General features: G+C 72.8%; 20 protein-coding genes. 8 read left to right on the top strand and 12 right to left on the bottom strand.

The window, feature by feature from the left end:
- Positions 1-149: 149 nt before the first annotated feature.
- On the top strand, positions 150-1,124 hold the full coding sequence (locus tag FOF52_RS00300; protein ID WP_248591820.1) for an ATP-binding protein: 975 nt from the start codon (positions 150-152) through the stop codon (positions 1,122-1,124).
- Here the strand turns inward: FOF52_RS00300 and FOF52_RS00295 are convergent, their stop codons facing one another.
- Complete coding sequence (locus FOF52_RS00295; RefSeq protein WP_248591819.1) at positions 1,125-2,522, bottom strand: extracellular solute-binding protein; 1,398 nt, start codon at positions 2,520-2,522, stop codon at positions 1,125-1,127.
- Positions 2,512-4,542, bottom strand: a complete 2,031-nt coding sequence (locus FOF52_RS00290; RefSeq protein ID WP_248591818.1) for a vWA domain-containing protein — start codon at positions 4,540-4,542, stop codon at positions 2,512-2,514. Before FOF52_RS00290 ends, FOF52_RS00295 begins: the two co-directional genes overlap by 11 nt.
- A gap of 415 nt (positions 4,543-4,957) precedes the next feature.
- On the opposite strand from FOF52_RS00290, the gene FOF52_RS00285 reads away from it, so the two are divergent.
- Positions 4,958-5,665 carry a Crp/Fnr family transcriptional regulator gene (locus tag FOF52_RS00285; protein ID WP_248591817.1) on the top strand — a complete coding sequence of 236 codons (708 nt, stop codon included), beginning with the start codon at positions 4,958-4,960 and terminating at the stop codon, positions 5,663-5,665.
- A 92-nt stretch (positions 5,666-5,757) separates the two neighbouring features.
- Positions 5,758-6,513, top strand: a complete 756-nt coding sequence (locus FOF52_RS00280; RefSeq protein ID WP_248591816.1) for a hypothetical protein — start codon at positions 5,758-5,760, stop codon at positions 6,511-6,513.
- 143 nt (positions 6,514-6,656) lie between these two features.
- On the opposite strand, the gene FOF52_RS00275 is transcribed toward FOF52_RS00280, so the two are convergent.
- The 5 genes from FOF52_RS00275 to dxr all read right to left on the bottom strand — a co-directional run bounded on the left by FOF52_RS00275 (position 6,657) and on the right by dxr (position 13,342).
- The gene (locus tag FOF52_RS00275; RefSeq protein WP_248591815.1) at positions 6,657-7,499 is read right to left on the bottom strand and encodes a GNAT family N-acetyltransferase; all 843 of its coding nucleotides are present in this window, start codon (positions 7,497-7,499) and stop codon (positions 6,657-6,659) included.
- A gap of 142 nt (positions 7,500-7,641) precedes the next feature.
- Positions 7,642-9,171: an alpha/beta hydrolase gene (locus FOF52_RS00270; protein WP_248591814.1), complete on the bottom strand. Its 1,530-nt coding sequence runs from the start codon at positions 9,169-9,171 to the stop codon at positions 7,642-7,644.
- 190 nt (positions 9,172-9,361) lie between these two features.
- Positions 9,362-10,519 (bottom strand): flavodoxin-dependent (E)-4-hydroxy-3-methylbut-2-enyl-diphosphate synthase, encoded by a 1,158-nt coding sequence (gene ispG / locus FOF52_RS00265; protein WP_248591813.1) that lies wholly within the window; start codon positions 10,517-10,519, stop codon positions 9,362-9,364.
- A 257-nt stretch (positions 10,520-10,776) separates the two neighbouring features.
- A complete protein-coding gene (locus tag FOF52_RS00260; protein ID WP_248591812.1) occupies positions 10,777-12,132 on the bottom strand; it encodes a M50 family metallopeptidase in 1,356 nt (451 codons plus the stop codon).
- Positions 12,133-12,142: 10 nt separating this feature from the next.
- Positions 12,143-13,342 (bottom strand): 1-deoxy-D-xylulose-5-phosphate reductoisomerase, encoded by a 1,200-nt coding sequence (dxr, locus tag FOF52_RS00255; RefSeq protein WP_248593696.1) that lies wholly within the window; start codon positions 13,340-13,342, stop codon positions 12,143-12,145.
- A 416-nt stretch (positions 13,343-13,758) separates the two neighbouring features.
- On the opposite strand from dxr, the gene FOF52_RS00250 reads away from it, so the two are divergent.
- The 3 genes from FOF52_RS00250 to FOF52_RS00240 all read left to right on the top strand — a co-directional run bounded on the left by FOF52_RS00250 (position 13,759) and on the right by FOF52_RS00240 (position 17,134).
- A complete protein-coding gene (locus tag FOF52_RS00250) occupies positions 13,759-14,259 on the top strand; it encodes a DUF4184 family protein (protein ID WP_248591811.1) in 501 nt (166 codons plus the stop codon).
- Positions 14,260-14,430: 171 nt separating this feature from the next.
- Positions 14,431-16,029, top strand: coding sequence for a CocE/NonD family hydrolase (locus FOF52_RS00245; RefSeq protein WP_248591810.1), 1,599 nt, complete (start codon positions 14,431-14,433; stop codon positions 16,027-16,029).
- 130 nt (positions 16,030-16,159) lie between these two features.
- The gene (locus FOF52_RS00240; protein ID WP_248591809.1) at positions 16,160-17,134 is read left to right on the top strand and encodes a trypsin-like serine peptidase; all 975 of its coding nucleotides are present in this window, start codon (positions 16,160-16,162) and stop codon (positions 17,132-17,134) included.
- Between the two features lie 186 nt (positions 17,135-17,320).
- Here the strand turns inward: FOF52_RS00240 and FOF52_RS00235 are convergent, their stop codons facing one another.
- Positions 17,321-18,742 carry an aldehyde dehydrogenase family protein gene (locus FOF52_RS00235; protein ID WP_248591808.1) on the bottom strand — a complete coding sequence of 474 codons (1,422 nt, stop codon included), beginning with the start codon at positions 18,740-18,742 and terminating at the stop codon, positions 17,321-17,323.
- A 316-nt stretch (positions 18,743-19,058) separates the two neighbouring features.
- Between FOF52_RS00235 and FOF52_RS00230 the strand changes: the two genes are divergently transcribed.
- The gene (locus FOF52_RS00230; protein ID WP_248591807.1) at positions 19,059-20,831 is read left to right on the top strand and encodes a hypothetical protein; all 1,773 of its coding nucleotides are present in this window, start codon (positions 19,059-19,061) and stop codon (positions 20,829-20,831) included.
- An 11-nt stretch (positions 20,832-20,842) separates the two neighbouring features.
- Here FOF52_RS00230 and FOF52_RS00225 read toward each other — a convergent pair whose 3' ends face one another.
- Positions 20,843-21,667, bottom strand: coding sequence for an OmpA family protein (locus FOF52_RS00225; RefSeq protein WP_248591806.1), 825 nt, complete (start codon positions 21,665-21,667; stop codon positions 20,843-20,845).
- 255 nt (positions 21,668-21,922) lie between these two features.
- Between FOF52_RS00225 and FOF52_RS00220 the strand changes: the two genes are divergently transcribed.
- Positions 21,923-22,837 (top strand): 3-methyladenine DNA glycosylase, encoded by a 915-nt coding sequence (locus FOF52_RS00220; protein ID WP_248591805.1) that lies wholly within the window; start codon positions 21,923-21,925, stop codon positions 22,835-22,837.
- 73 nt (positions 22,838-22,910) lie between these two features.
- Here the strand turns inward: FOF52_RS00220 and FOF52_RS00215 are convergent, their stop codons facing one another.
- Genes FOF52_RS00215 through FOF52_RS00205 form a run of 3 tightly spaced genes read right to left on the bottom strand, consistent with a single transcriptional unit; the run spans position 22,911 to position 26,005 of the window.
- The gene (locus FOF52_RS00215; RefSeq protein WP_248591804.1) at positions 22,911-23,798 is read right to left on the bottom strand and encodes an STM4011 family radical SAM protein; all 888 of its coding nucleotides are present in this window, start codon (positions 23,796-23,798) and stop codon (positions 22,911-22,913) included.
- Complete coding sequence (locus tag FOF52_RS00210; RefSeq protein WP_248591803.1) at positions 23,795-25,138, bottom strand: STM4012 family radical SAM protein; 1,344 nt, start codon at positions 25,136-25,138, stop codon at positions 23,795-23,797. The genes FOF52_RS00215 and FOF52_RS00210 overlap by 4 nt, the downstream gene beginning before the upstream one ends.
- Positions 25,139-25,186: 48 nt before the next feature.
- On the bottom strand, positions 25,187-26,005 hold the full coding sequence (locus FOF52_RS00205; protein ID WP_248591802.1) for an STM4013/SEN3800 family hydrolase: 819 nt from the start codon (positions 26,003-26,005) through the stop codon (positions 25,187-25,189).
- Between the last annotated feature and the right edge of the window lie 25 nt (positions 26,006-26,030).

Here is a 26,030-nt window from a genome sequence, read left to right as displayed (position 1 = left end):
CCGAGACCGTTCCTTGTCCAAGACGCGATCCAACCGTGATCAGACGGCCGCCGGGCCGGCGGTGCGGAATGATAATCGTTGTCAGCAGCATTTCCATCGCCCGCGGCGACCAGCCGGTCGCCCAGGGTCACACCGGAGAGAGAACAGCCATGAAGATCGCGTTCGTCGGCAAGGGCGGCAGCGGCAAGACCACCCTGTCCGCCCTGTTCGCCCGCTACCTCGCCCACTGCGGCGCCCCCGTGGTGGCCATCGACGCCGACATCAACCAGCACCTCGGCCCCGCCCTGGGGGCCTCGGCCGCCGACCTCGCCGCCCTGCCCGCCCTCGGCGGCCACCTCACCGAGATCAAGGACCTGCTGCGCGGCTCCAACCCGCGCATCCCCTCGGCCGAGCAGATGGTCAAGACCACCCCGCCCGGGCGGGGCTCGCGGCTGCTCGACCTCTCCGCGGACAACCCGGTGCACCGGCGCTTCGGCCTCGGGGTCGACGGGGTGCTGCTCATGCTCACCGGACCGTTCAGCGAGGACGACCTGGGGGTGGCCTGCTACCACTCCAAGGTGGGCGCGGTCGAGATGTACCTGAACCACCTGGTGGACGGCCCCGGCGAGTACGTCGTGGTGGACATGACCGCCGGAGCGGACTCCTTCGCCTCCGGCATGTTCACCCGCTTCGACGTCACCTTCCTGGTCGCCGAGCCGACCCTGCGCGGTGTCGGCGTCTACCACCAGTACGCCGCCTACGCCCGCGACCACGACGTCGCTATCAGGGTGGTCGGCAACAAGGTGCACGGCCCCGAGGACGTGGAGTTCCTGCGGGAGCACGTGGGCGACGCGCTCAGCGTCTGCCTGACCCACTCCGGGTTCGTGCGCGGCATGGAGAAGGGCCGCCACCCCGACCTCGCCGAACTGGAGGAGGACAACCTCAAGGCGCTCGCCTGGATGCGCGACCTCGTCGACGCCACCGAGCAGGACTGGACGAGGTTCACCCGCCAGAACGTGGAGTTCCACCTGCGCAACGCCGAGCGGTGGGCCAACGCGGCGACCGGGGTCGACCTGGCCGCCCAGGTCGACCCGGAGTTCGTCATGGGGCCCGCGGCCCTGGCCGCCTCCCGGGCCGCGCTCTGATCACCGCCCGTACAGCGCGTTGTCGGCTTCGGTGCGGATCTGCTCCAGCCGTTCGGTGTTCAGCGGCACGGCGGCGGCCCCACCGTACTGCGCCGTGAGGAACAACTGGCGCAGCCCGCTGGAGAGTTCCTCGCTGAACTGCGAGTAGTAGGGCGTCACCGGCCGGAGCTGGGCGTCGTCCACCGCCAGTCGGACGGTGTCCAGGAACTGGTTGGCCTCGGCGTGCCAGGCGCCCTCCCCGGTGACGCCGTACTCGGCGCACAGCTGCGCGGCGTCCTCGGGGGACAGCTTCTCCACGTAGACGTCCTGCCGCGTCGGCGCGTACCCGCCGCAGTAGAACAGCACCTGCTGCTGCCTGGTTCCGGTGAGGAAGCCGATGAGGTCGAGCGCGGCCTCCTCGTCCGGGCTTCCACTGGTCAGGGCGAGGCTCTGCCCGCCCAGCAGGGCTCCGGGCAGCGCCTCCACCGCGTACTCGGGGGCGTGCCCCGAGTCCTGCTCCGTGGACGCGATGAGCAGCCGGCGGTACCAGAGCGGCCAGTTGCGCATCGCCGCCGCCTCGCCGCTGAGGAAGCGGACGTAGGTCTCCTCCTCGGTGCTCTCCAGCGCGGCGGGGTGGAAGGTCCCGTCCGCGAACCCCTCGGCGATGAGGTTCAGCGCCTGGTGCTCGGCGTTGTTGCGGTGGATGTCGGCGAGGCGCTGCTCGCCGGGGAGGACGAGGCTGCCGCCCTCCGCCGCGACGATCTCCATGACGTTGACGGTGAACCCCTCGTACTGGGCGAACTGGCCGATGTAGAGGTGTTCGACGTCGGTGTCCCCGGTGGCCTCGGCGAGTTCGGCGAGGATTCCGCTCAGGCTCCGGCCCGCCGTCAGCGTTCCCGGGCCCACCAGGTCCCTGCGGTAGTAGAGCATGCCGACGTCCGCGGTGAAGGGGACCGCGTAGACCCGGTCCTGGTAGGTCACCGACCGGCTCACCTCCTCCCGGAAGACCGGGGTGAGCGCGTTGCCGTCGGCTGCCCGGGCGGCCCCGTCCGCCTCCTGCCACCCGGAGCCGATCTCCTGGATCCATCCGGCCTCGGCGAACATGGCGGTGAACTGGTTGTCGATGTTGATGACGTCGTACTCGGGGCTGCCGCCCTGGACGTCGCGCACCATCTCGGCGTACTGCTGGTCGGCGCTGCCGGGCAGGGTCACGAGGTAGGCGCGGTGGCCCCCCGGCCCCTGGGCGGCGTTCCACTCCTGGATGAGGCTGAGGTAGAGGTCGTTGCCGCTGACGTCCTGACCGGTCGCGACATAGATGACGCGGTCGTCCGCCTGGGGCGTCGTGCAGGCGGTCGCCGCGACCAGGGCCAGCGCCGCCGCGGCCCTCGCCGTCCTCCGCACCACCGGGTCACCTCCCACCGCGCGCCTCCTCCACCACGCCGCGCGCGCTTCCGTCGGCCCTGCCCCGGTCGGCGTCGCGGCACTCGACGCGCGGGTGCTCGGCGAGCCGGGGCAGCAGCCCCACGTCGCAGGCGGTCTGGTCGGCCGCCTGCCGCGCGCCGCCGCCGACCGCGATGATCCGCACCCGCACGTCCGTGTCGTCCAGCACCCGGTCCAGTTCCTCCTGTCCCAGTCCCGCGTCGTCTTGGACGCGCACCCCGTCGGTGACGACGACCAGCACCGCGCCGGGGGCCGCGTCCTCCTCCAGGGCGAGCACGCCCGCGCGGACGACTTCCCGCAGCGGGGTCGGCCGGTGGACCGGGGCGAGGCCCTCGACGGTGGCGAGGAGCCCCTCGGGCAGGTCGTCGCGGTGGGTGAGCGCCACGAGCGTGGTCGCGGCGGTGGCGTCCGCCCCGGTGTCGCCCGCCGGGTAGGACCACAGTCCGAAGCGGTCCTGGGCGCGCAGGCGGCCGATGATCGTGGTCGCGGCCGTGCGGGCCGCGTCGAACTGCTGCGGCACCGAGGCCATGGACGTGGACCGGTCGAACGCGAGCAGGATCGTCGCGGGTTCGCTCGCCTCCTGGTAGGCGCGGTCGGCCCGCTGCGCCCACTCGTGCCACTCCACGGGGTCGAACCGCGCCACCCATCCGAAGACCCGCTCCCGGAGCCCGGCGCCGTGCTCGTCGGCCATGTCGTCGGCGGCCTCCCCCCGCCCCGTCACGGACCGGTATCCAGCGTAGACCCCGCCGGGGGCGTAGGCGTCCTCGTCCTCGGCGAGGTCGAGGAGGAACCGCTCGAATGCGCGGCGTTCCGCGGTGAGGTCCGACGGCTCCTCGGCGCTCCAGAGCACCCGGACCAGCGGGTGGTCGAGAAAGGGCAGATCCGGAGCGTAGCGGGGGGCCAGGCCGGTCCGCGTCTCCCCGGGGCACTCCGGGGAGGCGTCGTCCTCGGCTTCGCGGGCGCGGTACACGGCCGCCTCGCTGACCAGCGCTACCGTGTCGGTCCACCGCCCGAGCCGGCACAGCAGCGCCGCGCTGCTGTCGGCTCCCTCCTCGCCGAGGAAGCGGTCCTCCGCCTGGGCGGTCTCGGCCTCGCGGCCGCTCTCGGTGAGGACCCGGACCTGGTGGGCGCCGTGCAGCCGTCCCACCGAGGTCCACTGCAGGCCCGGGCGCGCCCAGTCCAGTTCCGGGTCGTCGGGGAGAATTCCCGGCTCGACGTCGGGCGGGAATGTGGCGGGCACCGCCCAGACGAGCGGGGTCATGCGGGTGGGTCCCAGATAGTCCAGGCCGGTGTCGCCGAGTTCCTGGCTCCTGTCGATCCGTCCGTCTTCCGGCGGCGCCAATTCGAGGTATTCGATGGTGGATTCGGGAATCCAGTAGTGGGGCCTGGCTCCCAGGGAACGGTCGATCAGGTAACTGCGTCCGGAGGGTCCGGCTCCCAGCTCGACGGTGTTCGCGGGCAGCTCCCAGCCGTTGCCCAGCATCGTGCGCACCGTCTCCGTCGTTCCCGCGGCGTAGACCAGCACGTCGACCGGTCGGCAGCCGCCGTTCTCCTCGCGGCGCGCGGTCTCGTGGTCGTCGGCGGCTCTGCGCAGCACCGTCTCGCTGTCGGCCGTGGTGGCCACGATGAGCTGGACGGGCAGGGGGCAGGAGGGGCTGAGCGCGGGCCAGACCAGGGGGGCGATCAGGGTCGCCGCGCTGATGCCCGCGATCGCGGTGAGGACGTATCCGGTGGCCGGCGTGTCCGGCAGCACCTTGACGAGCAGGCGGAGCAGTTCGTGCGGGCCGCCGCGCTGCGCGTGCGCGAGGAGCAGGACGAGTGAGCCCAGCAGGAGGAGGAACGCGCCGACCCACAGGAGGTCTCCCAGCAGCGCGCCGAGCGTCTGTCCGAGGAACTCCTGCCACAGGGCGATGAAGAGGGACGAGAGAACCGTGACGGCGAGGAATCCGATGAATGACGTGGACTTCTTTGTCTTACCGCGCCTGTCGGTCTGAGTCATGTCAAGGCGGACGCCGGGGCCGCAAAGGATACCAGCCGGGGCCGCCTACGCCACCTCCTTTGAGCCATCCAGGATATGCGGCATCAATCACATTTTCCACACTTATGCGTGCTTACTCCAATTGGTCGGACTTTACGTCGCGTGCTCCACGTGGAACCGATGTCGTTTTTTGAGCTATTTGTCGATGTAGAACGGGATATCTGAATCCGCCGAGCACGCTCCGCTTTCAGAGCGCCCCGCCGGGTGAACCGGACGCGACCGTTGCCCGAATGCATAACCATCATCCTCATCATTCGGAAGGGAACTTTCATCCCACCACTCGACACCTTCGGGTAGCTTCCTACATCGGGGGTGCCGCGCCCGTCCCGCCGCGAGACCCCCGCGACGCACAGCCCGTGACACGGAGAACTGGACGATGCGGCTCGACGACACCTCCCCCGCCCCCTGGCCCGCCACGAGCCTCCTCGGCCGCCTCACCCCCGCCCAGCGCGACGACCTGCTCTCCCTCGGCGTACGGCGGGAGTTCGGCGCCGGACAGGTCCTGATCCGCCAGGGGGAGCGCAGCACCCACGTGTTCGTCCTGCTCACCGGACACGTCAAGGTGATGAGCGAGTCGGACAGCGGCCGCACCGTCCTGCTGGCGGTCCGCTCCCGCGGCGACCTGGTCGGCGAACTCGCCGGAATGGACTCCAGCCCGCGCATGGCGCGGGTCGTGGCCATCGGCGCGATCGGCGTCCGCGTGCTGCCCTTCCCCCAGTTCGAGGGCTTCCTGGAACGCCACCCCGGCGCCGTCCGGATCGTCAACGGCTCCATCGCCGCCAAACTCCGCTCGGCCACCGACAAGATCGTCGACTTCAGCAGCCAGGAGGTGCCGGTCCGCCTGGCCCGCGCCCTGCTGCGCATCCTCGCCGACCACGGCCGCCCCGTGGCGGACGGGACCGCCCTCGGCATTCCGCTGTCCCAGCCGGAGCTCGCCGCGATCGTGGCCGCCTCCGAACCCGCCGTCCACAAGGCCCTGGCCGAACTGCGCAAGCACGGGGTGATCACCGTCGGCTACCGCAGTTACGTGGTGCACGACCAGGCCCTGCTGCGCGAATTCGCCGAACTGCCGCCAAGCCCGTAACAGTACGGGATCCCCGCCGCCGATCCACGCCACCGTGGAGGCGGCGCTCCCGGCAGTTCACGACGCTCCCCCACCGCTAGAAAGGCGTCCTCATGGACTACCCCACCCCCGCCATCCGCCGCATGTGCCTGGCCGTGGACGCTGAGGCCTACAGCGACCGGACGCGGCGCGCACAGCACGAGGTCCAGCAGTGGCTCACCCGGATCATGGACCTGGTCTGCGACACCGCCGACCTGGACCGCTCCTGCTGGGACGTGCAGCCCCAGGGCGACGGAGAACTCGCGCTGCTGCAGCCGGGCATCGAGGAGGCCCGGGTGATCGCCTACTTCACCCACGAACTCGCCATGGCGCTCTACCACCACAACGCCGCCCTCAAGGAGGAGGCCCGGCTGCGCCTGCGGGTGGCGTTCGACCAGGGCAACGTCGCACTGGGCGCCAACGGCTACACGGGCGGCGCCGTGGTGTCGGTGTGCCGGCTGCGCGACTCGGCGGCGGCCCGGCAGGCGCTCCGCGACAACCCCGAGGTCGACTTCGTCCTCGTCGTCTCCGACTCCATCTACACCGACGTGGTCGAACAGGGCGACTACGACCTGTACCGCCGGGAGTTCACCCCCGTCGAGATCACCGAGCCGGAGAAGCGGTTCGGCACCCGCGCCTGGGTGCACGTGCCGACCGACCGTCCCCGCATCCGCGCCGCCGCGCCCCGCGCGGAGTCCTCCCCGGACCAGATGCGCTGGTGGCCGTCGCAGATCACCAACACCGGCCCCCAGGCCCACGTCCACTACAACTACGGGACCGTGACCGTCCACGGCACGGGCGGAACCGTCACCGAGGGCGGACACCCCTGAGGGCGCGTCCGCCACGCACAGCGGGGAGAGGCCGGGCAGGGCGGCCTTCTCCTCGTCCGTCCCCGCGGGCAGGCGGCGGGCGGACACCCGGGGCGGCGTGCGCTGGACGGGCCGCGCCGCCCCGGCCCCCGGGCCCGATCCCGTCAGAACAGGACCGACATCACCTCGTCGATCTCCTGGAAGCCCACCCTGCGGTAGGCGGCGCGCGCCGGCGTGTTGAAGTCGTTGACGTAGAGGGTGACCGTGGGCGCGATCTCGGCGAGCGCGAAACGCACCACGGCCGCCATGCCCGCCACCGAGTGGCCCCGGCCGCGCAGCTCCGGATGCACCCACACCCCCTGCACCTGGCAGGCCCGCGGGGTGACCGCACCGACCTCCGCCTTGAACACGACCCGGCCGTCCTCGATCCGGGCGAACGCCCGGCCCATCCGGATCAGCTCCTCGACCCGGGCCCGGTACAGCGCGCCGCCGTCGCCCGCGTCCGGCGGCACCCCCACCTCCTCGGTGAACATGGCGATGCTGGCGGGCAGCAGAATCCCCAGCTCCTCCGGCCGTACCCGGCGCACCAGCGGGTCGGCGGGCACCTCGGGCTCCTGCGAGATGGCCATGACCGGCTGCCTGGCCCGGATCGCCCGGGCGGGCCCCCAGTAGGGGGCCAGACGGCGCCACAGGTCGGTCACGGCCGGGATCGGCCCCACGATGGAGGAGCAGCGCCGTCCCTGCCAGCGGGCCCGGCTCGCGAAGTGCCGGACGGCCTCGGGGCCCGCGTTGATCGGGACCAGGTTCGCCCCCGCGTAGCACAGCGCGGTGATGGCGTCGTGCTCGACGTAGCCCCACAGTTCTGCGCCGAGCCGCGCCGGATCCAGACCCGCGGCGCGCAACCGGGAGGCGACGAACACGTTGCCGACCGGGTCCCGGTCGAGAAGCGCGTACACCTCGGCGCGGTCTCGTTCCCCGAGCACCCGTATCGGCGAGGTCCGCAGCATCCGTATCACCTCACCTGCGAGCTTCCAGGGGCGGGAGCGCCACCGCTCTAGGGCAATCGTAGCCGCAGCCCCGGCGGGGGAAACGCGCCACACGCCCCTTTCGGCACGGTTCCCGCCCGCTGCGGCCCGGCGTCCACCGTCCTCACACCCCACCGGCCGCGGCCCCGCGCGGGTCGGGCTGGGGCCGCGCCGCACAGGTCAGGTCCGCGCCGTCGGCGCCGCGGCCGGCCGCGGGCAGGGTGCCGTCCCGCAGGTAGGCGACGAGGACGCGGTCCACGCACGGGTTGCCGTTGAGCGAGACCCCGTGGTCCACGCCGCCGTCCTCGACGACGAGCCGGCCCTTTGGGAAGCGGGCGCGCATCGCGTGGGCCCCGGCCAGCGGTGTCGGCCCGTCCTGGGTGGCGTGGAGGAGCAGGGCGCCGCCCACCGCCGTGCCGTCCACCTCGGTCCAGGAGCGGGCCGGGGCGGGCCAGAAGCGGCACGGGGCGTTGTACCAGGTGTTGTTCCAGGCGACGAAGGGCGCCTCGACGTGGAGCTTGGCCGCGTCCTCGCGCCAGGTCCCCCGGTCGGCGGGCCACGGCGAGTCGGTGCACTCGGTGGCCAGGTAGGCGCCGAACCCCTGGTCGCTGTCGGCGTCCTCCCCGAGCCGCTCGTGCACGGCGAGCAGCGCGGCGTCCTCGCCGTGCACGACGCGGTCGGACAGCGCCCGGGCCAGCGGCGGCCAGGCGGCGCTGGTGTAGGCGGCGAAGAGGACGACGCTCTCCAGTTCGGTGGGGCCGACCGTGCCGGCCGCCGGCTGTTCGGCCAGCGCGTCCCGGAGGGCGTAGTAGTGCTCCGCGACCTGCTCCCCGGTGGTGCCCAGACCGTAGACGCCGTGGTGGCGGGCGGTCCAGGCGAAGAAGTTGCGCGCCGCGGCGTCCAGGGAGCGGCTCTGCGCCAGGTTCCCCTGGTACCAGGGCAGGTCGGGGTTGACGGCGCTGTCCAGCACGAGGCGGCGCACCCGGTCGGGGTACCGGGTGGCGTAGACGGCCCCCAGGTAGGTGCCGTAGGAGTAGCCGAGGTAGTCGATCCGCTCGACCCCCAGGGCGCGCCGGATGGACTCCACGTCGGCGGCGATGTCCACGGTGGTCATGTGGTTCAGCAGGTCCCCGGTGTGCTCCGCGCACGCCTCGGCGTAGGCGGCGGCCCGGTCCCACAGCGCCTGCTCCGCCTCCTCGTCGGCGGGGACCGTGTCGGGGCGCACCGGGTCGAAGTAGCCGGGGTCGCAGGTGACGGTGGGGGTGGACGCGCCCGTGCCGCGCGGGTCGAACCCCACCACGTCGTAGGAGGCGCGCAGGTCCGCGGGCAGCCGCTCGGCGATGCGGACCGCCCAGTCGCGTCCGGGGCTGCCGGGGCCTCCCGGGTTGACCAGCAGTGTGCCCTGCCGCTCCCCGCTCGCGGGCACCCGCGACAGCGCGAGGACCACGGTTCCCCCCGATCTCGGGCCGCCCTCGCGGCTCATGGGCACCCGCAGTTCGGCGCACTCCACCCGGAGCTGTGCCGCGGGTTCCAGGTCCGCGCACTCCGTCCACCCCGTCGTCCCGTCCGCCTCGGCCGGGACGACGGCCCCGAAGACCGTCAGCACCCCCGTCGCCGCGATCGCCCCCACCGACCTGGCCGCCGCGTGCCGCATCCGCTTCCGCCTCTCCCCCGTGACAGCTGTTGAGGGGAATTCTGCCGAGGCGGGGCCGCGGAGCCGGGATACGACACTCGCCCTCCGCTGCGCGGCGGCCGGGCCGCGGACGGGAGGGGCCGTCGTGCGCCGGCGGCGGGGACGCCGCGGCGCACGACGGCCCGAAGGTCCGGTGCGGGGTCGGCGGGGGTCAGCCCGCCACGTCGACGCTGGGTTCGCCGGAGGCCACGCCCTCGGCGCGCATCTCCTCGGCGATGCGCAGGGCCTCCTCGATCAGGGTCTCCACGATCTGCGACTCCGGCACGGTCTTGATGACCTCGCCCTTGACGAAGATCTGCCCCTTGCCGTTGCCGGAGGCCACGCCCAGGTCGGCCTCGCGGGCCTCACCGGGACCGTTGACCACGCAGCCCATGACGGCCACCCGCAGCGGCACGTCCAGCCCCTGGAGTCCCGCGGTGACCCGGTCGGCGAGCGTGTAGACGTCCACCTGGGCGCGCCCGCAGCTGGGGCAGGAGACGATCTCCAGGCCGCGCTGGCGCAGCCCCAGCGACTCCAGGATCTGCGCGCCGACCTTGACCTCCTCGGCGGGCGGCGCCGACAGCGACACGCGGATGGTGTCGCCGATTCCCTCGGCCAGCAGCGCGCCGAACGCGACCGCGGACTTGATGGTGCCCTGGAAGGCCGGGCCCGCCTCGGTCACCCCCAGGTGCAGCGGATAGTCGCAGCGCTCGGCCAGCAGCCGGTAGGCCTGGATCATGACCACGGGGTCGTTGTGCTTGACCGAGATCTTGATGTCGCGGAAACCGTGCTCCTCGAACAGGGAGCACTCCCACAGCGCCGACTCCACCAGCGCCTCGGGCGTGGCCTTGCCGTACTTGGCCAGCAGCCGCCTGTCCAGCGAGCCGGCGTTGACGCCGATGCGGATCGGCACCCCGGCCTCGGACGCGGCCTTGGCGATCTCCCCGACCCGGTCGTCGAACTTCTTGATGTTGCCCGGGTTGACCCGCACCGCCGCACAGCCCGCCTCGATCGCGGCGAACACGTACTTGGGCTGGAAGTGGATGTCGGCGATCACCGGGATCTGCGACTTGCGCGCGATGATCGGCAGCGCCTCGGCGTCGTCGGCGCTGGGCACCGCCACCCGCACGATCTGGCAGCCCGCGGCGGTCAGCTCCGCGATCTGCTGCAGCGTGGCGTTGATGTCGGCGGTCACCGTGGTGGTCATCGACTGCACCGAGATCGGAGCGTCGCCTCCCACCGGAACGTCACCCACCATGATCTGCCGCGACTTGCGACGCGGCGCCAGCGGCTGCGGAGGAGCAACGGGCATTCCGAGATCGACGGACACGCGATTTCACCTCGCTGGCCGCCGGGGTGGCCGACGGCATCGCTCGACTTACTGGTACCGGGGAGTCGCCGCGGCGCAGACGGGCGTCGCGACGTGGAACGGGGGATGTGGACCTCGCCGTTGGTTCGTGTGCACAAGGCTACCCGGATCGGACACCGGCTCCTGACACCGCCGAACGGCGGCGCGCGGACGACTTCTCCGAGTCGTCCGCGCGCGTTCACTCCCCGGACGCCGCCGGGTCACCGGCCGCGGCGGGGTCAGTAGATCAGGCGGACCGGGTTGACGATGTCGGCGACCAGCAGCATCAGGCTGAAGCCCAGGAAGCAGGCGACCATGACGTAGGCCACCGGCATGAGCTGGGCCACGTCGAAGGGGCCCGGGTCGGGGCGCCGGAAGAGTCTGGCGGTGTTCCGGCGGACCGCCTCCCACAGCGCGCCGACGATGTGCCCGCCGTCCAGCGGCAGGATCGGCAGCATGTTGAAGGCGAACAGGAACAGGTTGATCCCGGCCAGCAGGTTGATCATCATCGCGACGCGGTCCAGGACCGGCGCGGGCATGGCGAGGATCTCACCGCTGATCCGGGAGGCCCCCACGACGCCGACGGGCGAGTCGGGGGCGCGGTCGGCGCCGAGGAAGGCCGCCGCGAACACGTCGGGGATCTTCGCTGGGAGGGTGACGATGGCCTCGCCGACGGAGACCAGGGTGTCGCCGAAGAAGACGGCGGTCTCGGCGGCGCTGAGCGTCTGGCGCTGCTCCTGCGGCACGAACCCGAGGAAGCCCGCGGTGACCGTCTCGGGGACCTGCCGTCCCTCCTCGTCGAGGACCGGCTCCCCGGCGGCGTCGGTGCGGACCACGGGGTTGCCGTCCGCGTCCCGCTTGACCACCTGGTTCTCGATGAAGTCGGCGTGCAGGGTCAGCTCCTCGCCGTCCCGGAGCACCTGGATGGTGCCGGGGCCGACGTGGGCGCGGATGGCGGCCTGCACGGCCTCCCAGTCGGGGGTGGGCCGATCGTTGACCGCGACGATCTCGTCCCCGGCGCGCAGCCCGGCCCGGGAGGCGGGGGAGGGGTCGGCGTCGGAGGGGCAGTCGGCGGTCGCGGCGGTGGCGGGCACCACGCACTCGTGCACCGCGCCGACGACGGTGGTGGGCTGGTAGACGCCGATGCCCATGAGCAGCAGGGCGAACAGCGCGACCGCCAGGACCAGGTTCATGAACGGTCCGCCGGCCATGACGATGAGCCGCTTCCACGGCGGGCGCTGGTAGAACTGCCGGTCCTCGTCGCCGGGCTCCAGCTCCACGAAGGACGCCTCGCGGGCGTCCTCGATCATCGCGCGCCACCGCGACATGGGCTTGCCGGTGTCGGGGCGGGGCTTGGCGGGCGGGATCATCCCGACCATGCGCACGTACCCGCCCAGCGGGACCGCCTTGAGCCCGTACTCGGTGTCACCGCGCTTGAAGGACCACAGCGTCTTGCCGAAGCCCACCATGTACTGGGTGCAGCGGATGCCGAACAGCTTCGCCGGCACCATGTGCCCCAGCTCGTGCCAGGCGATCGAGAACAGCAGGCCCAGGACCATGATGATGATCCCCAGCACGGTCAGCAACGCCACCATGTCCGTCTCCTCACCCCTGTCGGGAGATGAGTTCTCCGGCCCGCTTGCGGGCCCACCCGTCGGCCTCGTAGACGTCTTCGAGCCGCGGCGTGCCCCCCTGGACCTCTTCCCGGTGCTCCGAGACTACCCGCGCCACGGTGTCCAGGATCGCCGGAAATGCCAGGCGTCCGGCGAGGAACGCGGCGACGGCCTCCTCGTTGGCCGCGTTGTACACGGCCGGGGCAGTCCCGCCCGCCGTGCCGACCTCGCAGGCCAGCCGCACCGCGGGGAACGCCTCGTGGTCCAGCGGCTCGAAGGTCCACTGGTGCGCCCTGGTCCAGTCGATCGCGGGCGCGGCGCCGGCGACCCGGTCCGGCCAGGCGATGCCGTAGGCGATGGGGATGCGCATGCTGGGCGGGCTCGCCTGGGCGATGGTGGAGCCGTCCACGTACTCCACCATCGAGTGGACGACCGACTGCGGGTGGACGACGACCTCGATCCGGTCGAAGGGGATGTCGAAGAGCAGGTGCGCCTCGATGACCTCCAGGCCCTTGTTGACCAGGGTCGCGGAGTTGACGGTGACGACCGGCCCCATGCTCCAGGTGGGGTGGGCGAGCGCCTGTTCGGGAGTGACGTCGGCGAGGTCGGCGGCGGAACGGCCGCGGAACGGGCCTCCGCTGGCGGTGACGACGAGGCGGCGCACCTGGTCGCGGCGGGCCTCGACGTTGCCCTGCGCCAGGCTGGTGAGCTGGTCGGCGGGCAGGCGGGGGAAGCACTGGGCGAGCGCGTAGTGCTCGGAGTCCACCGGCACGATCTGCCCGGGGCGGGCGGCCTCGCGGACCAGGGGGCCGCCGACGATCAGCGACTCCTTGTTGGCCAGCGCGAGCAGCCGTCCGGCGCGCAGCGCGGCGAGGGTGGACTCCAGGCCCAGGGCTCCGGTGATGCCGTTGAGGACGACGTCGCACTCCCAGGCGGCGAGTTCGGCTACCCCCTCGGGGCCGGCCAGCACCTTGGCGGCGCTGCCGCGCGCGGTGAGCCGGTCGCACAGTTCGGCGGCTTTCGCGGGGTCGGCGACCGCGACCACCTGGACGTCGAGTTCGCAGGCCTGGTCGACGAGCAGGTCCAGGCGGCCGCCTCCGGCGGCGAGGCCCACCACGTCGAAGCGGTGCGGCGCCTGACGGACCACCTCGACGGCCTGGGTGCCGATCGAGCCGGTGGAGCCGAGGATCACCACCTCGCGGGGGGCCTGGGCGGACTGTGCGGATGCCGGGTCGGACGCCTCGTGGGGCTGAGCAGCAGTGGTCACGTCCCCATTGTGGCGCAGCGCCCGCTTCGTTCGCCCCGGTCTCGGTCCGGGATCATTCCGGCATGCCTTTCACCGTCAGTCACGCCGCCGCGGCGATCCCGCTGACCGGGGGCGGCTGGTGCCCTCCGCCCTGGTCATCGGCGTCCTCGTCCCCGGTCTGCCCTACGACCTGTCGCTGCCGCTGGGGCCCGCCGCCCACGGCCCGCTGGGTCCGGTGGGGGTAGACCCGGCCGCGTGGGGCTGGTGGTGTTCGCGCTGTTCCACGGGGTGTTGCGGGCTCCGCTGGTGGATCTGGCGCCCGCCGCGCCGCGCGGGCGGATGGCGGCGGTGCCGTCCCCGCGGTGGGGGGCGGCCCCGTGCTGTGGACGGTGCTCTCGCTGGCCCTCGGTGCGGCCACGCACGTGGTGTGGGACGCCTTCACGCATCCCGGCGGGGCGGCGGTGGTCCTCTGGCCGGTGCTGGACGCGGAGGTGGCGGGGGCGCACCGGCTGTACAACGTGGTCATGTCCCTCGGTTCCGCGGGCGGGCTGGGGGTGCTGGCCTGGTGGGTGGCGCGCTGGTACCGGCGCGCGCCCGTGGCACCGGCCGGCGGGGCCGCTCTGCCGGGTGAGGGGGCGCGCCGCTGGGCCGCGGCCGGGATCGTGGTGGCGGGGGTGGCGGAAGCCGGGCGGGCGGCCGCCGATCCGCGGGCGGCGGCGAGCGGCTACGACCTCGTGCGCGGTGTGCTGCTGGGGCTGGCGCAGGGAGTCGGCGCGGGTCTGGCCTGCCACGTGGCGGTCTGGCACGTGCTCCGGGCCGTCCGGGGGCGGGTCCGGGTGGGAGACGGAGCCGCGGAAAAGTGACCCGCTTCACAGGAAAGTCTTTACAAACCGTTGACCCCTGCCTTAACTTGACATCGAAGTAACTTACTTCGCAGTAACAAGGGTTTTCCGTTGGAGGACCCCACGGCCCACCGGGATGCGACGGCAGGCGCGACCGTCAGTATCTCCCGCTCATTCCGGAACGAGGTCTTGATGAAACGGCTGTCCGCAGTCATCAGCGCCACCCTCGTGGCACTACTCACGGCAACACTGCTGTCACCACCGGCTCACGCCACGATCGGCTCCACCACCCAGCGGGTCAGCATCCCCGTCGGCGACGGCGTGGAGCTGAGCGCACTCGTCATCACCCCCACCGGCACCCCCGGCCCCCACCCCCTGCTGGTCATGCCCTCGGCCTGGGCCACGAACAAACTGCTGTACGTGGGCGCGGCCTGGAAACTCGCCCGCGAGTCCGGCTACCAGGTGGTCAGCTACACCTCCCGCGGCTTCAACGAGTCCGGCGGCGAGATCGAGGTCGCCGGCCCCCGGGACGTCGCCGACGCCCGAGCCGTCATCGACTGGGCGCTCACCAACACCGACGCCGACCCCGACCGCGTCGGCATGGCGGGCATCTCCTACGGCGCGGGCATCAGCCTGCTCACCGCCGCCGAGGACGACCGGGTCACGGTGGTCGGCGCGATGAGCGGCTGGGCCGACCTGGCGGCCTCCATCTACCCCAACGAGACCCTCAGCACCCAGGCCATCGAACTGCTGCTCTCCTCCGCCGACCTCCTCGGCAGGCCCGGGGCCACCCTGCGGGAGATGGAGCGGGGCTACCGCTCCGGCGACGTCCAGCCCGCCCTGGACGCCGCCCCCGTGCGCTCCCCCGCGACCGGGATCGACGCCCTCAACGCCAACGGCACCGCGGTCATGATCGCGCACGCCTGGAACGACGGCATCTTCCCGCCGAGCCAGATGACCGACCTCTACACCGCGCTGGAGGGCCCCAAGCGGCTGATGCTGGCCCCGGGCGACCACGCCACCCAGGAGGCGTTCGGCGCGTTCGGCCTGCCCAACGAGACCTGGGAGTCGCTGCGCCGCTGGTTCGACCACCACCTGCGCGGCGTCGACAACGGCATCGACGCCGAACCCCCCGTGCAGGTCAAGCCGAACAGCCGGGGCGGCTCCTGGAGCGGCTACCCCGACTGGGCGTCGGTGACCTCCGCCCAGACCGTCTACCACCTGACCAAGCCGGCGGCCACCTGGACCAACTGGCGGGCCACCGGCGGTCTGGCGACCGAGCCCGCCACCGGGTGGAACTACCGGATCCGCACCGCCCTCGGCACCACCGCCAACAGCGGGGCGCTGATGCTCAGCGGCGCCGTCCAGCAGTTCGCCGACATCCCCACCGGGGTCTCGCTGCCGCTGGTCAACCGGGTCTACGCGGGCGTGTGGACCGGTCCGGCCCTGCACGGCGTCACGGTGAGCGGAACGCCGCGCCTGCGGCTGACCGTCACCCCCAACCGCTCCGAGGCGTCCCTGTTCGTCTACCTGTACGCGGTGAACTCCTCCGGCACGGGGTCGCTCATCACCCACAAGCCCTACACCCTGCGCGGTGCGACTCCCGGCGAGGCCCGGACGGTAGAGATCGCGCTGGAGCCGGTGGTGTGGGAGGTCCCCTCCGGCCACCGCCTCGCCCTGGTCGTCGACGGCCAGGACCTGCGCTACGGCAGTGAGAACGGCGTGGGCAGCACCGTCACGGTGAGCTCCCCCGCCGCCGACCCCTCATGGCTGCGGGTGCCGACGGCCTGACGGCCCCGCGACGGCGGCCTTCCCCCGCGCCGGGAAGGCCGCCTTTTTTGCTCCGGATCGTCCCCACCACCCAGCGCAAATAACTGAAAGAAGCCATCCGATCACGGAGAGTGTGGCATGATCCAGGGACATGAATCGGTCCATCGTGTACTCGATCCTCGCCTCTCTCACCCTCGTCGCGGTCGGCGTGTCCCCGGCCTCGGCGGTCGAGCCCTCCGCAGCGGAACAGCGGACCACCGTCCCCGCTGAGGTGGTGCACCAGTCCGCCGCCCACACCCCGCAGCAGCGGCGCGCCGTCCTGGACTACTGGACCCCCGAGCGCATGGCCTCGGCCGTTCCGCTCTCCTCGGCGCTCGGGGGTCTGACCGCGCCGCTGCTCGACACGCCCCGCGCTCCCGAGACCGCCGGCGCGGCCGGCCGTTCCGGCACGGTCCGCCGCTGGACCGGCGGCGGCCTGGTCGCGGCGACCACCGGCCGGGTGTACCTGACCCTCGACGGCTCCGACTACACCTGCACCGCCTCGGTGATCGACGCCGAGAACCGCGACACCGTGCTCACCGCGGGCCACTGCCTGAAGAACAAGACCGGCTCGTGGGCGGAGAACTGGATCTTCGTGCCCGGCTACACCGACGGCCGCGCGCCCTACGGGCGCTACCCCGCCCGCGACATGCTGGTCTCGCCGAAGTGGTCCCGCCAGGGCGACGACAGCTACGACTTCGGCCTGGTCGTGCTCGGCACCGACCGGCGGGGGCGGCACGTCGCCGACCGCACCGGAAGCCAGCGGGTCTCCTTCGACGGCCGCATCGCCTCCCACGTGCACGCCTTCGGCTACCCCTCCTCGCCGCCCTTCTCCGGCCGCCACCTGTACTACTGCGTCGGCCCGACCCACCGCGACAGCCAGGGCACCCACGGCTCCGGCATGGCGTGTGCGATGACCCAGGGCTCCAGCGGCGGCCCGTGGTTCGCCGACTTCGACACCACCACCGGAACCGGCACGATCACCTCGCTGATCAGCTTCAAGTACGCCAACGACGACACGGTCCAGTACGGACCCCGCCTCGGCGAGGAGGCCGAACGCGTCTACGAGGCCGCGCAGACCCTGTAACCGGAACGATCATGGCCCCGGGGACCTGCTCCCGCGCTCTTTTTGTCCCTGGGGCCGTGTCCACCGAGCACACCCGGCTCCGGTGTGCTCTCGCCGTCCCGGACGGCGCCCGCGCGGCGCTGACGGGGGTGGCTCCGGGATCCGGGACCGGAGACCGGACCCCGAAGCCACGATCGAGGGTGCTGGTCAGAGCACTCCGGTGAGGACCAGCACCCGCTCGTCGGTGAGGTCGTCCATCGCCGAGCGGACCCCCTCCTTGCCGACGCCGGACTTCTTGACGCCGCCGTAGGGCATCTGGTCGGCACGGTAGGACGGGACGTCGCCGATGATGACGCCGCCCACCTTCAGCTCGCGGTGCGCCCGGAAGGCCGTGGGCAGGTCGCGGGTGAACACGCCCGCCTGGAGGCCGTAGTCGCTGTTGTTGACCTCGGCGAACGCCGCGTCCACGTCGCTGACCCGGCGCAGCACCATGACCGGGCCGAAGACCTCCTCGCACACCACCTTCGCGTCGTCGGGCACGTCGGCCAGCACGGTCGGGGCCACGGTGACGCCGTCGCGGGTGCCGCCGGTGAGCAGCGTGGCGCCGCTCTCGACCGCCTCGTTCACCCACTGCTCGACCCGGGCCGCGGCGGCCTCGTCGATGAGCGGGCCCACCTGGGTGGCCTCGTCCGCGGGGTCGCCGGTCACCAGCTCCTCGACCCGCTCCACCAGCTTCGCGGCGAACTCGTCGTAGACGGCGTCCTCGACGACGACCCGCTGCACGCCGATGCAGACCTGGCCGGCCTGGTTGTTGCCGAACAGGGCGATGCGCCGGGCCGCCCAGTCCAGGTCGGCGTCGGCCAGCACGACGGCGGCGGCGTTGCCGCCCAGTTCCAGGGTGACGTGCTTGTTCGGGGCCATCCTGCGCAGCTCCCAGCCGAACTGGCCGCCGGTGAAGGAGATGACCGGCAGCCGTTCGTCGGTGATCATCGGCTGCGCCAGCTCGTTGGGCATCGGCAGCACCGAGAACGCCCCGGCGGGCAGGTCGGTCTCGGCGAGGATCTCGCCGAGCACCAGAGCGGACAGGGGGGTGGCGGGGGCGGGCTTGACCACGATGGGGGCGCCCACCGCGATAGCCGGGGCGACCTTGTGCGCGACCAGGTTGAGGGGGAAGTTGAACGGGGAGATCGCCAGCACGGCGCCCTTGGGGACGCGGCGGATCAGCGCGACCCGGCCCGCTCCGCCGGCGTCGGTGTCCAGCCGCTGCATCCGCCCGCTGTCGCGGCGGACCTCCTCGGCCGCCCAGGTGAACACCGAGACGGCCCGCCCCGCCTCGGCGCGCGCCCACAGGATCGGCTTGCCGCTCTCCGCGGTGATGAGCTGGGCGATCTCCTCGGACCGCTCCCTGAGCCGCCGGGCCACGTGGGCGAGCGCCTCGGAGCGGACGTGGGCGGGCAGGGCCGCGGTCTCGTCCAGGACGCCGTGCGCGGCGGCGACGGCCTGCTCGATCTGCTCGGGGGTGGGAACCGCGACGGTCGCCACGGTCCGGCCCGTGTAGGGGTTGGTGACGGTGAGTTCGCTGTCGCCGGTGGTAGCAGACCCGGCCAGCCAGAACGGACGTTTGGACATGTCCGTGACGCTACTGCTCCGCAGCGTCCGATTCCTCATCCATTCGGGCCCAACAACGCGGATCTCCGCTCCATACTGGCGGATGCCTCCGGTTCCGCTGCCTCCTCCCCGCCGCGCTCGGTCGCGGGTTGTGCACAGTTGTCCCCAGTCGGTGGCACATCCGACGCGGGTCGGCCACAGTGGTGTCGGGATGCGCGCACCGGTCTTCCCCCGCCGTTCGCGTGCTCGGGGCGGCATCGCCCTGCCCGAGCCCCGAAGAGACCGGGTCCGGCCGCCCGCCGGACCGCAGCGAGAACCGTCGACTGGAGATCGCCGCTTGCCGCTCGTCTACCGCACCGTCTTCACCGTCTCTCCGCCGTGCGACGTCGTCGGACTGAGTCTCGACACGTTCTCGACCTGGCTCGCGCACAAGTCCGGCGGCCGGTGCCCGGACCTGAGCCGCTCCGGGCACCACGTGCTGGACCACCGCTACACCGTGAAGGTCGTCCGGCACGAGAACCCCGCGGAGAACGTCCGCTTCCTGCGGCTCAGGACCGAGTCCACGCACGACCGCAGCGGAACCGTCTGGCAGACCGCGCTGACCGCCGTGTCCGACCCGGGGCGCGCCGCCGACCGGACCGTCTGGATCGACATGACCGCGATCCCCCCGGGAGCGGAGGCCGCGGAGGAGCGGTTCGAAGTGGTCCGTCCCAAGCTGGTACGGTCGTTCCTGAACGCGGCGCGGTGCTTCGACGGCGCGGCGGTGCTGACCGAGGCCCCGGTGATCGTCCGGGGCCGCGACACGCGGGCGGTCGACGCGCTGCTGGCGGCGATCCGCGACGACTCGCGGCGGATGGCGGTGGTCGTCACGGGCGCGCCCCCCGACCTCACCGTCGTCGGCTGGCGGGCGGCGATGGGCCAGGTGCTCAGGTTCGCGTGCGGCATGTACTCCGGTTACGTGCTGGACCGGGCGGCCCAGGAGCGGGTGGCGGCGCGGCTGCCCCGGGAGTTCGACATCCCCGCGGGCGGGGTCCGCACCTTCCGCCCCGGGGTGCGCCTGTCCGACCCCGGCGACCACCGCCGGCATCCGCGGCTCAGCACGCACAGCATGGACGCCGCCCGCACCGGCGGCGTGATCCGCTCCCGGATCGGCAGGGCCCTGGCGCACTCGCTGCGCGAGGTGGTCCTGGACGCCCCGCTGCCCGAGGAGCTGCAGCTGCTGGACTCACTGCTCACCGAGGAGGAGGCGGACCTGTCCGCGACTCCCGCGTCCCCGCTGTCCGCCCCCGTGGCGACGGTCGTCTACCGCACCGAGTCCGCCGCAACCCCCCGGCCTCCGGTGTCCACCCCGGCCGCCCCGGACCGCGCCGCCGGACTGGCCGCCGAGGTCAAACGGCGCACCGCGCGCATCGCCGACCTGGAGAAGGAACGCGAACGCCTGCTGGCCGAACTGGCCGAGACCGTGGCGGAACGCGACCGGTACCGGGAGGAGCTGCGCGGCGCCCGCCACGAGAACGCCTGGCTGCGCGACCAGTTGCGCGGCATCGGCCAGTACGCCCTGGCCGCCGCCAAACCCCCGGAGGCGCCCAGCGACCAGCCCCCCGACAACTTCGAGGAGCTGCTGGAGCGCATGCTCGACGGGGTCTCCTTCCCCTACCTGCGGGTGACGATCGGCGACTCGCTCGACGACGTGCGGGAACTCAGCGGCAACAAGAAGGAGCGGCTGTGGGCGACCAAGGCGTGGGAGGCGCTGCGCGCCCTCAACGACTACGTGCGCTACCAGCTGACGCATCCCGGCAACGGCAAGACCCTGCACGACTACCTGCGCGACCAGCCCGACGGCTTCCACACCATCCCGGTGAAGCGGATGGCCGCCCACGAGAGCGACACCGTGCAGAACCGGGCGAAGTTCAGCGGCAAGCGGATCTTCCGGGTCCCCGCCGAGGTCCACCCCGACGGGGAGGTACCGATGTTCGCGCACATCAAACTGGACGCCGAGTACGGGATCTGCCCGCGGCTGTACTACTACCCGGACCTGGGGCCGGGGCGGACCAACCGGATCTACATCGGGTACCTGGGCCGGCACCTGCCGGTGCACAGCACCAACTGACGCCGGCCGGCTCAGCCGCCCCCCGGGACCAGCCGTTCGACCTGCGGCACGGGCACTCCCGCCACGTCGTCCCGCTCCTCGTCGGCGGGCGGGACGCCGCGGTCGGAGCGGCCGGCCCCGGGGGCGCCGGTGCCCGCGGTCGCCTCGATACGGCGGTTGCGGGCGCGTCCCTCCACGGTGCTGTTGTCGGCCACCGGGTCGGCGGCGCCGTGGCCCGCGGTGACGAAGTCGATCCCCTCCACCGGCATCCTCTCCTGGAGGAAGGCCGCCGTCTCCTCGGCGCGCTGCAGGGAGACCCGCAGGTTCGCCTCGGGGGTCCCGGTGTCGTCCCCGTACCCGTCGATGCGCACCCAGGCGGCCTCGGCCGCGACCGCCCGCTCGGCGAAACGCTGCAGTGCGACGATTCCCTCGTAGGTGAGTTCGGTGCCGTTGTGGGAGAAGTGGACCACCGCGGTGACCTCCGGGCCGGTCTCCTCCGCCGGGAGCTCCCGGCGCTCCGCCGGGCCGGCGGAGCGGCCCCCCTCGGTCCCGGTCTCCTCCGCGGGTCTTGCCTCCTCCTTCCGGGAGGCGACACCGGTGCCCCTGCGCACCGGCTCCTCGGGGCTCCGCTCGGGGGCACCGTCGGTGTCGGAGGCAGCCGTAGCCGTGTCGTGGTCGTGCGGTCCGGGCGGGAACAGCGCGACCGAGAACGCGAACAGGCCGAGAACGAGGACGCCGACGAGGGGGAGGGTGACGAAGCCGGACCACGGCCCCCTCTGCGGCTCCCGTTCCCGGCCCGCGGTCCTCGTGTTCCGGGCCGCAGCGGCCCACCAATGCCCATACTGTCGTTCCGTCACCTGACCGAGAGTAGAAAACTCCAGCCCAGACCGGGGTTCGGAAAGGGATCCGGGTGGTCTTCCACCGCCTTTTCCGGGGCCGGAACCCCGGTGTTTTTCCACCCGTTTGCCGGTCGGGTTCCGCGGCGTGTCCGACTTCTCCCCCAAAACCTTCCGGAGATACAAGTGACGCAGATCACTTCTCCTGATTCCACGGTGGATCCGGTCGAGACCGGGACGCATCCGGCGTTCACGACGTCCTACCCTGGAGCTGTCATGGACAGCGCCGCCCGTTTCCCGATGCCCGAACCCCGTGTCGTCCTCACCGAGCAGGAGTGGCGGGAGCGCGCCGCCCGGCACGCCGAGCGAGCCGAGGAGTTCGTCCGCAGCGCCCAGCGCCCCTCGGCGCGGCCGGTGGAGGGCTTCCTGTTCACCTACTACAGCCACCGCCCCGCCCAGCTGCGCCGCTGGCATCCGGGACCGGGCGTGGTCCTGCTGGGCGAGTCGGCGCGCGCCGCGTTCGGCCGCTGGTACCGCACGACCACGGTCACCGGCCCCTCCGGTGTTCCGGTGCCGGGCGTGGAGCTGGACGTCGCGGCCTTCGTCGCGGACCGGGGCCGTGCGCTGCGGTTCGTCGCCGACCTGCTGTCGGCGGTCCGGGCGCGGAGCGCGTACTTCGGCTGCTTCGGCCTGCACGAGTGGGCGATGGTCTACCGGCAGTCCCCCGAGGAGCGGCGGCACGCGCTTCCGCTGCGGCTCGGCGCGGAGGGCACGGACCGGGTCGTCGAGTCGCACCGCATCCGCTGTTCGCACTTCGACGCGTTCCGCTTCTTCACTCCCGAGGCGCGCCCGCTCAACCAGCTCCAGCCCACCCGGGACAGTCAGGTCGCCCTCGACCAGCCGGGCTGCCTGCACGCCACCATGGACTGCTACAAGTGGGCCTACAAGCTCTCCCCCGCGGTCCCCGGCGAACTGCTGCTGGACTGCTTCGAGTTGGCGCGCGACGTGCGGGAGCTGGACATGCGCGCCTCCCCCTACGACCTGTCCGCCCACGGGTACGCCCCGGTGCGCATCGAGACGCCCGAGGGCAAGGCCGAGTACACCGCCGCCCAGCGGGTGTTCAGCGAACGCGGGCAGGCGCTGCGGGACCGGCTGCTGGACGTGGTCGCGGCGCTGGAGGCGGCGGCCTGACGCCGTCCCCGCGCGGTGCACGACCATGCCCCCACGGCCATTTCGGCCGTCCCCGGTGGTTCCAGGGACATGGTCACGCGCGCAGGTCGCGGCCCCATCCCGCCGGAACCCGTTCCAGCACCCCGCCGCGGAACACCTCGTACAGGTCGAGGGGCTCCAGGTGCACGTAGCCGATGTGGCAGTCGCACCGGGCCGCCGGGCAGGGGCGGGGACGCAGCCGCTCGGCGAAGGAGCCGTCGTACAGGTTGCCCAACTCGGTGGGGAGGAAGTGGCAGCGGCGCACCGTGCCGTTCCCGTCGACCGAGACGACGGTGTCGCCGGTGCGGCACGGCAGGCCCCGGCTGGGGTGCGGGTGGCGGCTGTAGTGGAACAGCGGGTCGACGTCCTGCCACTCGGCGGCCTCGGCGTCGGTGTAGGAGCGGCCTTCGGCGGCGTTGACCCACAGGTAGACGTCGTCGGGCAGGTCGGCGCGGAGCCGACGCGCCGCGGCCAGGTGCTCGGGCAGTCCGACGATCCCCACACTGAACCGCACCCCCAGTTCCCGCAGGCGGCGGCACTTGCCGAGGAACCGGTCGTAGGGCGTCTGGGTGGGGTGGAAGGTGGTCCACAGCGCCGCGGTGGCGAGGTCGCAGTCGGCCAGCCACTCCACGCGGCCGCTCAGGTTGGTCTGGATGGCGACCCGTTCGACGTGCGGCAGGTGGCTGAGCCGGACGATCGCGGCACGGTACCAGGACCGCACCAGCCCCTCCCCCCACGGGGTGAACAGCACCGACAGGCGCGTGCCGGGGCTCTGCCCGGCCTGGTCGGCGACCCAGTCGACGAACCGCTCCAGGGCGGCGCGGTCGGCGCGCAACCGCTCGGGGCTGTCGCGCCGCTTGGCGAACGGGCAGTACGCGCAGTCGTAGTCGCAGCTGGCCAGCGGCCCCCGGTACAGCAGGGTCAGCGTCTCGGGCAGGCTCATCGCGCGTCGTACTCCGCCATCAGCCGGTTCACGCGGGCGGAGAAGAACAGCGGGCCGACCGCGTCGGAGTGGGCGAGCCCCTCCTCGGTGAGCCGCACCGGCCCGGAGCCGTCGACGACCCAGCCGCGCTCGTCGAGCAGCGCGAACTCGGCGGGGAAGTCGGTGCGCGGGTCGGAGCCGAACCGCGACCGGTACAGGCCGGGGTCCACGCCGTCGGCCTGGAGCAGCGACTGCAGCAGGTGGCGGCGGCGGCGTTCGTCGTCGTCGAGGCGGAACCCCACCTCGGCGCGGTCGAAGCCGTCCGGTCCGCGGGAGACGTAGTCGTCGAGGATGGCGCGCACCGGGCTGACCCCCACCGCGTAGTCGAAGGAGTAGTGCAGGTCGCGGGTGTAGGAGCGGGCCCCGCAGCCCAGGCCGACCATGCCGTCGGTCTGGCAGCAGTAGGCGGGGCCGTCCACGGACGGCGCGTCGACCCGTTCGAACATGCGCATGGACACCTGCCGGTAGCCGTGCTCCAGCAGGTGGTCGCGGCCCCGCCGGTACAGGTCGAGACGCTGGTCGTCCCAGGCGCGGCCGCTCCTGCCCAGCCCGGTGAGCGGACGCACGTACAGCGGGTACAGGTAGAGCTCCTCGGGGCGGTGCGCCAGCGCGGTGTCCAGGGAGTGGCGCCAGCTGTCCGGGGTCTGCCCGGCGATGCCGTAGATGAGGTCGATGTTGAGGCGGGCCGCGGGGGCGTGCTCGCGGATCGCGGCGAGGGCCCGGTCCACGTCGGCGCGGCGCTGCGGCCGTCCCGCGGCGTGCGCCTCGGCGTCCACGAAGCTCTGCACGCCGATGCTGATCCGGGTGGCGCCGCGGGCGGCCAGCACGGCGAGGCGGTCGGGGGTGGCGGTGGCCGGGGAGGTCTCCACCGAGGTGGGGATGGTCGCCAGGTCCACGCCGAGGAGGTGTTCGGCCAGGTCGTAGAGGCGGTGCAGTTCGGCGGCGGTCAGGTAGGTGGGGGTGCCGCCGCCGAGGGCGGCCCGGGCGAAGCGGGCGGTGCCGCCGAGCGCCTCGGCGACCGCGGCGGTCTGGCGGGTGAGCGCCTCCAGGTAGGCGGTGACCTGTTCGGCGGGCGGCGTGGAGCGGGTGAACAGGTTGCAGAACCCGCAGCGCACCTCGCAGAACGGGATGTGGAAGTACAGCGACAGGGCGTCGGTCGGCTCGTCACGCCACACGTCGGCGAGCCTCGGGGCGTCGGCGAGCGGCCGGTAGGCGGTCTTGTGCGGGTAGCCGTACACGTAGGAGCGGTACGGCGAGTCCGCGGGCGGTGCGGCTACGGGATGGCTGTACAGGGTGGTCACGGGCCGTCGGTCCTTCCGTGCGGTCGGGTGCGGAGGGTGGTCGCGCGGTCAGCGCCGCAGGACGAAGTGCGCGTAGGGAACCGTCCACACGGTCTCGTGGCCGAGGCGGTGGCCGGTGTAGCCGTCCTCACCGTAGGCGGTGCCGTGGTCGGAGCAGACGATGGTGAAGCAGGGGCGGCGGGAGGCGGCCGCCTCGAACAGGGCGGGGATGTGCCGGTCGACGTATTCGAGTGCGGCGGCGTGGCTGGCCGGCGAGTCGCCGTCGTCGCGGGTGGCCCCGGGCAGGTGGAACCAGTTGGGCTGGTGCAGCGCGGACACGTTCACCAGCAGGAACAGCGGCTGCTCGGCGGGGGTGGCCGCGATGACGTCGACCGCGCGCGCCACCTGGTGCTCGAAGGAGGCGGGGTCGGTGACGCCGAAGGAGGGCTCCCAGTGGCTTTCGGCGAACAGGTCGGGCAGCACCGAGCCGAGCGCGGAGAGCCGGTTGAAGAAGCCGGTGCCGCCCACGCACGCGGTGTGGTAGCCGACGCCGGCGAGCGCGGTGGGCAGGTCGGGGGCGTCGAAGGTCCAGGTGCGCTCGTCGGTGGTGGCGCTGCCGGGGAAACCCGCCGCGAACAGCCGGGGGTGGGGGCCCGGCTCGGCGGGCGTGGGCAGGAACCCGGCGAGCATCGCCAGGTGGGAGGCGTAGGTGAAGCTCGCGGGGGCGTGCCGCCGCTCCCAGCCGCCGTCGGGCAGCACCGCGGCCAGGTTGGGGGTGCGTCCCTCGGCGAGCAGGCGCGCCGCCACGTCGTAGCGGAGCGTGTCGAGGGTGACCAGCAGGATGTCGTGGGTGCCGACCACCTCGTTCATGTCGGGTCGGGTGTCCATCGGCTGCTCCGTGCGGGGTTCGGGC

The sequence above is a fragment of the Thermobifida alba genome, assembly GCF_023208015.1.
In the GTDB taxonomy this organism is placed as follows: domain Bacteria; phylum Actinomycetota; class Actinomycetes; order Streptosporangiales; family Streptosporangiaceae; genus Thermobifida; species Thermobifida alba.
This window is presented reverse-complemented; position numbering and strand designations above follow the sequence as displayed.

Excerpts from the sequence above, each read along its gene's own strand:
- FOF52_RS00300 (WP_248591820.1), top strand. The coding sequence starts at position 150 with ATGAAGATCGCGTTCGTCGGCAAGGGCGGCAGCGGCAAGACCACCCTG.
- FOF52_RS00290 (WP_248591818.1), bottom strand. The coding sequence starts at position 4,542 with ATGACTCAGACCGACAGGCGCGGTAAGACAAAGAAGTCCACGTCATTC.
- FOF52_RS00285 (WP_248591817.1), top strand. The coding sequence starts at position 4,958 with ATGCGGCTCGACGACACCTCCCCCGCCCCCTGGCCCGCCACGAGCCTC.
- FOF52_RS00280 (WP_248591816.1), top strand. The coding sequence starts at position 5,758 with ATGGACTACCCCACCCCCGCCATCCGCCGCATGTGCCTGGCCGTGGAC.
- FOF52_RS00275 (WP_248591815.1), bottom strand. The coding sequence starts at position 7,499 with ATGCTGCGGACCTCGCCGATACGGGTGCTCGGGGAACGAGACCGCGCC.
- FOF52_RS00270 (WP_248591814.1), bottom strand. The coding sequence starts at position 9,171 with ATGCGGCACGCGGCGGCCAGGTCGGTGGGGGCGATCGCGGCGACGGGG.
- FOF52_RS00260 (WP_248591812.1), bottom strand. The coding sequence starts at position 12,132 with ATGGTGGCGTTGCTGACCGTGCTGGGGATCATCATCATGGTCCTGGGC.
- FOF52_RS00245 (WP_248591810.1), top strand. The coding sequence starts at position 14,431 with ATGAAACGGCTGTCCGCAGTCATCAGCGCCACCCTCGTGGCACTACTC.
- FOF52_RS00240 (WP_248591809.1), top strand. The coding sequence starts at position 16,160 with ATGAATCGGTCCATCGTGTACTCGATCCTCGCCTCTCTCACCCTCGTC.
- FOF52_RS00235 (WP_248591808.1), bottom strand. The coding sequence starts at position 18,742 with ATGTCCAAACGTCCGTTCTGGCTGGCCGGGTCTGCTACCACCGGCGAC.
- FOF52_RS00220 (WP_248591805.1), top strand. The coding sequence starts at position 21,923 with ATGGACAGCGCCGCCCGTTTCCCGATGCCCGAACCCCGTGTCGTCCTC.
- FOF52_RS00215 (WP_248591804.1), bottom strand. The coding sequence starts at position 23,798 with ATGAGCCTGCCCGAGACGCTGACCCTGCTGTACCGGGGGCCGCTGGCC.
- FOF52_RS00205 (WP_248591802.1), bottom strand. The coding sequence starts at position 26,005 with ATGGACACCCGACCCGACATGAACGAGGTGGTCGGCACCCACGACATC.